Raw genomic sequence first — 2139 nt, forward strand, 5'->3', positions numbered from 1 at the left:
GGCGAACCGCGTGGCAGTGACGACGATTCAGGCGATCGCGGCCCAAGGACTTCGTACCCCGGCAACAAGCCACCGCCGAAACATTCCCGAATCGGGCCGCCCCACAAGGGCAAGAAGCCGGGCAAGAAGTACTGATTGCGCAGCGTTGGTTGGTGCGGGACTTGAGCGTTCAAGGCTTGGGTGCTCACGCACAGATTGATCGCTAATCGTTGATTCGATTTCGGGGCGTCCGGTTGGACAGGTTTTTCCCCGGGGCGGATTGGTACGCAAGGAACTGGGCCCAGCCTGTGCTGGAACGACGAGCCGCTAGCGTCAGGGTCGCCGCAACGGCGAATTCCGCAGGGTACAAGCTCAGCGGGGTGAATTACTCCGAAGCAATCTACGCAACAAAGCCGCCGTCGATACCCTTGGTCGCGTAGGCCACCGCATCATGCGGATGCAGGCTTTCCAGGTGCGATGCACGCAGCCAGAAGTCGACGATGCGTTCGTCCTGGTCGAGTGCGTTGCGCATGCGGCGGGCGGCGTCTTCGCAGAACATCAGGTTCTGGCCGTTGAGCAAGGCAAAGGCTTGTTCGTCTTCGCGCTTGACTGCGGTTTGCACGGGCGTTTGCAACGCTCTCTCGATCAGGTCGATGAGGTCGACGATCGGAAATTCAAAACCATTGCCGAGGCGCACGCGCACGCGCGCGCTGCTGCGCTGGCTATGTGGTGTAGCGCGGATGCCGGATTCACTACCCAGCCATTCGAGCATGGCGGCATGGTCGACCGGACGATCCGCAGGGAAATCGGAAGCGAATTGTTCCTGAATCAACTGGCGCGCCAATGCAGCCGAGCATGGGCAGGTACTTGAGTAGAGGATCTCGGTCTCGAGCTCAAAGGCGAATACACCTTCGTGCATGCTCGCGTTGATTTCCACCGGATAGGTTTTCCAGCCACTGTTGTCGCTGGCCAGTGCGGGTCGGCGCACCATATGGTCAAAGCGCACGCTGATACGTGCCCGGTCAGACAAGTCCGCATGCGATTCCAGAAAATCACGCAGCAGGCGACGCAATGAACACGGCGTCAATGGCTCGCGCGACAAATGCTGATCAACATGCAGGTACAGGCGCGACATGTGGATGCCGCGTGCATCGGGCTGGTTCAGATTGACGTAGGCAGCCACGCGGGCCGGTGACTGCACCAGCACGCCGTCGGCATCGGCAAGCCGCACCGGTACCGCGATTTCATCCATGCCAACCCAATCCAGCGGACCGGCATTGTCAGCCTTGGCCTGGCTGGCAATATCGGGCATGAGTCGGGCGGTATTGGTGTTGGTTGTCATCTGGAGTTCCGGTGGTCGTCTGACGTCGAGCAACGATCAATTGGCCCGAACAACGCATGTTGGGCAGTTTTACGCTCAGATCAAGTGCCGTCAGGGTACAAAATCAGCGAGCTGGCTGCACCCTGCGGGCCGCAATCCAGCAGGCCCAGACGGCGGAAAACGGCAGCCGATCGAGATTGCCGGCAACGGTTTCCAGCGGATTGGCCGATCGCCCGGCTACCCGGCAGCGCTTGAGGTCGGCGGTCAGACTGGCTGCGGTCATGGGCAACAAGCCCACGCGATCCGTCCCAATCATGGCTTGGACAAGCTCAGCGAAGTGATCACGCAAGACTGCATCGCGTTCCGGACCGGCGCTGCCCATTCCGGTACGCGACAATCCGTGCCGGGCCAGTAAATCCAGAGGAATGGGCAAGCGTTCGGCAGCACTGGATTCACCGTGGCGAACGCTCTCCAGAACGACGTGACACAAAGCACCCGCATGCGCCTCGGCATCGACGGAAAGATTCGGATACAGCGCCGACTTGATTCGAGCCAGTGGTTCATGGAACGCGCGAACTCCGGTCAGCAGTTCGCTCAGGTTTCGCGCCGGAGCGACCTCACGCTGCGCAAACGCAGCGCCTATCCATTCCTGCCAGGCTTGGGCCGGCAGCGCGCTCAATACGATGGAATCTTCCAGCACTTGTGTCAGCGGATGCCGAGCCGTGCCGGATGACAGCAAGGCCAGCTCTTCGGCCCACCACTGCAGCTTGCTGGCCGCGACGCCCGCCTCGACGACGTTGAATGCGGCAAGCCCCACTTCAAAGGAAAGGCAGGCGAAC

Annotated in this window: 2 protein-coding genes; both read right to left on the minus strand. The window is 61.0% G+C overall.

The features are described from left to right. Positions 1 to 379: 379 nt before the first annotated feature. A complete protein-coding gene (folE2, locus tag WBP53_RS11640; protein ID WP_423929091.1) occupies positions 380 to 1321 on the minus strand; it encodes a GTP cyclohydrolase FolE2 in 942 nt (313 codons plus the stop codon). 103 nt (positions 1322 to 1424) lie between these two features. Beyond that, the coding region (locus tag WBP53_RS11645; protein ID WP_423929093.1) for a hypothetical protein at positions 1425 to 2139 on the minus strand (715 nt) is incomplete at its 5' end.

Origin of the sequence: Dokdonella sp. (assembly GCF_049593775.1) — a bacterium.
In the GTDB taxonomy this organism is placed as follows: domain Bacteria; phylum Pseudomonadota; class Gammaproteobacteria; order Xanthomonadales; family Rhodanobacteraceae; genus Dokdonella.

What these genes read in the sequence shown, in the direction of transcription:
- folE2 (WP_423929091.1), bottom strand. Translation starts at nt 1,321, where the DNA reads ATGACAACCAACACCAATACCGCCCGACTCATGCCCGATATTGCCAGC.